At 65.1% G+C, this 5,249-nt stretch carries 6 protein-coding genes and 1 pseudogene; 4 read left to right on the forward strand and 3 right to left on the reverse strand.

Going from position 1 to position 5,249, the window contains the following annotated elements:
- Positions 1-419 (forward strand): annotated as a pseudogene (locus tag VGH54_RS21815) (ornithine decarboxylase); the annotation flags it as partial.
- Here VGH54_RS21815 and VGH54_RS21820 read toward each other — a convergent pair.
- Positions 416-1,078, reverse strand: coding sequence for a nitroreductase family protein (locus VGH54_RS21820; RefSeq protein WP_331514180.1), 663 nt, complete (start codon positions 1,076-1,078; stop codon positions 416-418). The pseudogene VGH54_RS21815 and the gene VGH54_RS21820 sit on opposite strands and share 4 nt — an antisense overlap.
- Before the next feature lie 52 nt (positions 1,079-1,130).
- Between VGH54_RS21820 and VGH54_RS21825 the strand changes: the two genes are divergently transcribed.
- Positions 1,131-1,931, forward strand: a complete 801-nt coding sequence (locus VGH54_RS21825) for an MBL fold metallo-hydrolase (protein WP_331514185.1) — start codon at positions 1,131-1,133, stop codon at positions 1,929-1,931.
- A 128-nt stretch (positions 1,932-2,059) separates the two neighbouring features.
- Here the strand turns inward: VGH54_RS21825 and VGH54_RS21830 are convergent, their stop codons facing one another.
- Positions 2,060-3,109 carry a phosphotransferase family protein gene (locus VGH54_RS21830; RefSeq protein WP_331514181.1) on the reverse strand — a complete coding sequence of 350 codons (1,050 nt, stop codon included), beginning with the start codon at positions 3,107-3,109 and terminating at the stop codon, positions 2,060-2,062.
- A gap of 83 nt (positions 3,110-3,192) precedes the next feature.
- Between VGH54_RS21830 and VGH54_RS21835 the strand changes: the two genes are divergently transcribed.
- A complete protein-coding gene (locus tag VGH54_RS21835) occupies positions 3,193-4,032 on the forward strand; it encodes an alpha/beta hydrolase (RefSeq protein WP_331514182.1) in 840 nt (279 codons plus the stop codon).
- A 50-nt stretch (positions 4,033-4,082) separates the two neighbouring features.
- Here VGH54_RS21835 and VGH54_RS21840 read toward each other — a convergent pair whose 3' ends face one another.
- Complete coding sequence (locus tag VGH54_RS21840; RefSeq protein WP_331514183.1) at positions 4,083-4,646, reverse strand: helix-turn-helix domain-containing protein; 564 nt, start codon at positions 4,644-4,646, stop codon at positions 4,083-4,085.
- 76 nt (positions 4,647-4,722) lie between these two features.
- Here VGH54_RS21840 and VGH54_RS21845 point away from each other — a divergent pair.
- Positions 4,723-5,249, forward strand: a 527-nt coding sequence (locus VGH54_RS21845) for a metal-dependent hydrolase (protein ID WP_331514184.1), incomplete at its 3' end; no start/stop codon positions are given.

The raw sequence follows: 5,249 nt of genomic DNA on the forward strand, positions 1-5,249 counted from the left end.
ACACGAACTGCGAATACCTCATGGGTGATCAAATCGACGAAAAGCTGGATGCCGGAATCGATGTCGTGTCCGCGACGTATGTGACGCCCTACCCTCCGGGCTTCCCGGTGCTGGTGCCCGGCCAGGTGTTCAGCCGCGAGATCCTGCAGTTCATGCGGGATTTGGACACCAAGGAGATCCACGGCTACGAGCCGAACTTCGGCTACCGGGTGTACACCGAGAAGGCGATCGAGATGGTGGGCGCCGCAGCGGGTTTGCCGCCCAACAGACACCACATCGAGGCTGAGACCTCGTCGAAGGCGACGAAGAAGAAGCCGGCCAAGCGTGGTGGCAATGGCCACGATTCGGGTCCTGCCGAGGTCGGGCAGGACGAACTGCTCGGCCAGCGCCAGCCCGGCGACGCGGTGACCGCCGACTAACCGAACGGCGCGCCGTCGAACCGCTCGCGGGTGGCGAGTTCGGCGACGCTGGCGCGCCTGAGCTTCGTCAGCTGTTTGCGCGGCTTGCCCAGCGGCAACAGTGCGGCGAGAGCGAACGACTCGGGCACGCCCAATAATTCTCGGACCCTGGGCTCCTCGCTGATGGCGCTGGTGGTGATGGTCCCGCCATACCCCTCATTGCGCGCGGCCAGCAGAATGTTCCATACCAGCGGGTAGACCGATGCGCCGCTGACCACCCCGATCCGGTCGAGGTCTTGATCGACCGCGGCAACGACTTCGAGATCGACGAAGACCGCCAGCACCACCGCGGCATCGAGCATTGGCGCGGTCATCTGCGACGGCGGCTCGATCGCCGCGATCTGTTCGGCGGTCACCTTCGGCGGGTGCAGCGGGTTCCAGGGGCTCTCACCGTTCTGCAGCTGCGCGATATACCGTCGCGCGCTCGGAATGGACAACTCCGCCAACGCTTCCCGAATCCCGCGGTCGCGGATGACGATCACCCGGGCACCCTGGCGGTTGCCGCCACTGGGCGCGAACCGCGCATTGTCGAGAATCCGCTCGAGTACGTCGTCGGGCAGGGGGTCACCGGTGTAGTCGCGCACTGCGGCCGTGGTGCGCATGACGTCGTATAGGTCCACGAGTCCATAGTGGTGTGTCCGGGCCTCTAGAGTCCATGACATGAGCAATCGAGTGGACGCCCGGCGGCGCGACGTCGCGTTCAGCGTGCTGGGCGGCCCGACCACCGTTGTCGACTACGGCGGCCGTCGGATGCTGATGGACCCGACGTTCGACGAGCCCGGTAAACACGACTACCTGACCAAGACGATCGGGCCGGCGGTACCCGCCGCCGCGCTGGGAGCCATCGACGTGGTGCTGGTCAGCCACGACCAGCATCCGGACAATTTCGACAACGAGGGCCGGCAGGTGGCGCTCGCCGCGCCGCTGGTGCTGACGCACCCGGGCGGCGCGGAGCGGCTCGGCTCGCCGGCGGTGGGTCTCAAGCCATACGAAAGCTTCGAGCTTCCGGCTGTCGACGGCACCAAAGCGGTGACGGTACAAGCGGTTCCGGCTGTGCACGGCCCTGCTGACGGGCAGCGCGATGCCGGTGGCCATGTCAACTGCGAGGTCACCGGTTTCGTGCTCTCGGGTCCGGGCTTGCCAACGGTGTATCTCAGCGGCGACAACGCTTCGATCAGTGCGGTCAAGGAGATCGCCGACCGGGTGGGCAACGTCGACGTGGCGATCATCTTTGCCGGTGCGGCCAGGGTGCCGGCGAAGGAGCGCGGCCGTCCGCTGACCATGACGGGGCAGCGGGCCGCGGCAGCCGCCGAAATACTGGACGCCCGGCTGGTCATCCCCGCCCACGTCGACGGCTGGGCGCACTTCAGCGAAGGAGTCGGCGAATTCGGCGGCGCCTTCGACGAGTCCGGAATCCTCGACCTGCTCGCGGTCGCTCCCTACGGCGAGTGGATCGTTCCGTCGTGGCTGTAGCCAGCCCGATCTGCTCCTCGGTTGCGACGACATTTCATCGAAATTGACGTTGGCGCGAAGAAGTACGAGTGACCAGCACGCTAGCGTCGATCTCGACTGCCAAAACACGAATTAATGACGCACGACGTCTAGCCGCGCACTGCCGAGATGGTCCACGCCGGCAGGATCGGTGCCCGGGTGAGGAAATGATCGCCTTGACCGATGCTGCGCAGCAGAGCCCGGGTGCGCATGATGCAACAGCCCATTCGCGTCATCGCGAAAATCTCGTACCACTCGAGGGCGACCAGCGGGCGACCGATCATCTCTTCGAAGCGGTGGATGACCTGCTCGCGGCTGTCGAAGCCGGGCAACTCGGGATCGGCGTCAATGCCGTTGACTTCCAACATTTGTCGCCGGGTGGCCAGCCACCACGCGAAATCCGTCTCGGCCGGGCACAGGCAGGCCTGCTCCCAGTCCAGAACGCCGACGATCTGCCCGTCGTCGCCGAAGATGGCGTTGGATAGCCGAGCGTCGTTCCAGCACACCGCGGCGTCACCGGTCTGCTCCGGCTGGTGGCGCCGCAGCCACCCGAACGCCTCGGTCATCACGTCCGGAATCTGATTGTCGGTGCCCCAGGCCGCATACTCCTGCCACCACGCCAGCTCCGCGGAAACGCCTGTGCCGGTTGGCCGGTGCAGCCAGGTCGCCTCGCCGACCGGAACGCGCTGCAGACCCGCAAGCGTCTTCAGGAACGAATCGTGGGCGCGACGCTGCACCTGCGGCCCCGCATCATGCAGCCATCCCCGCGTCGCATACGTGGTGTCCGACGGGGTGTGCCCGACGATGCGCGGCATCACCAAGAACCGGGACCCGATCCACGACTCGTCGGGTTCGTAGACGATCGGTGACGGCGTCGCGATCCCGTGCAGATGCAGCAACTCCTGGGTACGCGTCTGCGCGTCCAGGTCGTACTCCGGGTAGATGCCGCCGCCCGCGGGAGGAATCCGCAGCACGTACTCGCTGGACTGGCCCGCCACGTCGGCGGCGAACACCAGGCTCTCACTCGACCACCCGGCCGCGCGGTTCGCCGCTTTCAGCTCCGACACCGCTGCCTCGCCGCCGAATCGGTGGCTGAACCACGCCTCGAGCCGGGCCCTGGTGTCGGCCAGATCGCGTTGAATGAGCGCGATTCCTGCCATGCCACCCAGATTTACATACGAAGGGTCAGATGTAAATGATCGATCCTTTACGTATGAGCCCCAGGCTGTAATACGCTCGCGGGGTGACTTCGCCGCAGCCGCTCACCTTCGGAGCGATCGAGGACGCGTCGTTGCCGCTGGCGGTGCTGGCCCATGGCTTTCCGGATACGCCGTTCACCTGGCGTCACCTCGGGCCCGCGTTGGCGCGTCGCGGCTATCGGGTGGTGGCGCCGTGGCTGCCCGGGTACGACGCGCCGACCGATCAGCCGATCAGCGTCGGAACCTACGTTCGCCACCTGCTCGACGTACGTCGCCACTACGACGCGGATGACCGCGCGCTGCTGGTCGGCCACGATTGGGGAGCGCAAGCCGGATACGGAGCCGTAGCCGTCGAACCGAAAGCATTCGAATGCTTTGTTGCGCTTGCTGTTCCGCCGGTCGCTGCATTGGCCGCCGGGTTGTTCAGCCACGCCCAACTCAAGCGATCCTTCTACATCTATTTCATCCAGCAGGTCGGTATGGCGGAGGCCGTGTTGGTGGCGCCCGGGTTCTGGGAGTCGCTGTGGGCCGACTGGTCGCCGGGTTACGACGCCGGCGACGACATCGCCGAACTGCGGCGCTATGTGACTGCCGATAACATCGCGAATGTCGTTGCGCCGTATCGAGCCTCGTTCAATCCGCAATTCGCTGACCCCGACGCCGAAGCCGAAACGGCAGCCACCATGCAAACGCCGCCGGTGCCGACGCTATATCTGCACGGCGCCGACGACGGAGCGATCGGAGCTGAGCTGCTCGGCGACCTCAGCCCGCACTTTCCGGCTGACGGATCCGCTTTCGAGATCGTCGACGGCGTCGGTCACTTCCTGCATCTCGAAAAGCCGGACCTGGTCGCGGCGAAGATCAACAACTGGCTGGACGACTAATTCCGGAGTTGATATCGCATGTGGCACCTTTTCAAAAGCACATGCAATGGTCAGCGTGAGGTGCAGGCGTGACGGTTGTGACTCGCCCCCAACCCGGCCGCATGACGTAGCTCGGCAAGGAACCGGTCCGGGGTGTCGTCACCGATCACGTAGTGGCACACAGCGACTCGTACCACGGTGGATGCCGCAACCTCGGCATGCTGGCCGCCGATGATCCGCGCGATCCGATCACGCATGATCGGCAACACACGTTTCATCTGATGCAGAATGTGTTCGGGCTCGGTCTCGGCCAGTGAGCTCAGCGAATAGCTGCTCTGAAAGTCGACGATGAACCTCAACGCGGCATCGAGCCGATCGGCCCCGCTCAGTCCGGCGATCGCCGTGGCGATGCCGGCGTCGAAGTTGTCCTGCTCGTAGAGGCCGAACGCCTCGAGCAGACCCTCTTTGGAGCCGAAGTAGCGATACAGCGTCGGGCGTGACACCTTGGCCTGCGCGGCCACATCGGACAGCTGCAACCGCCGGCGGCCATCGCGCGCCAGCACGACGAAGGTGGCGGCAAGAATCCGTCGTCGCGTCGACTGCTCGGCGTCGACAGTACGCCCGGAAGCGGCCATCGTGTCCTTTACATCTATGGGGTCAAATGTCACACTGAGCCTACCGCTGGCCCTGGTCGATGGAAAGGTTGCGACGGTGACCAACCTCGTGATCCGCAAGATCCCGTGGGAGTTCGATGCGAGCGTGCCGTTCATGTGGCAGCCCGACAACCCGAATTTCGGGCTGTTCTGCAATGCGTTCACGTTCATCGCCGTCCCGTTCGAGCGTTACATCGTCAACGTGGTCCGCCGGGCGCAGGACAAGCTGCAGCAGGATCCGGAGGTCGCCGCCGTGGCCGAGGCGTTCCTGCGGCAAGAGGCGCAGCACGCGTCCGCGCACCGCAAGCACATGTTGGCGCTGGTACAGAAGTATCCCGAGCTCGAGCAGTGCTACGACGACGCCTGCCGCTCTTACGACCGACTGCTCGACGAGCAGCCGATCGAATTCCACGTCGCGTACATCGCCAACCTGGAGGCAACGTTCACCCCGCTGTTCAAAGTGATTCTGGACAACCGTGATTCGCTGTTCGGCGCGGGGGATCAGCGGATCGCCTCGCTGATGATGTGGCATTTCGTCGAAGAGATCGAGCACCGCAGCTCGGGTCTGATCCTGTATCGGCGCAT

This window comes from Mycobacterium sp. (assembly GCF_036488105.1).
Classification (GTDB): Bacteria; Actinomycetota; Actinomycetes; order Mycobacteriales; family Mycobacteriaceae; genus Mycobacterium.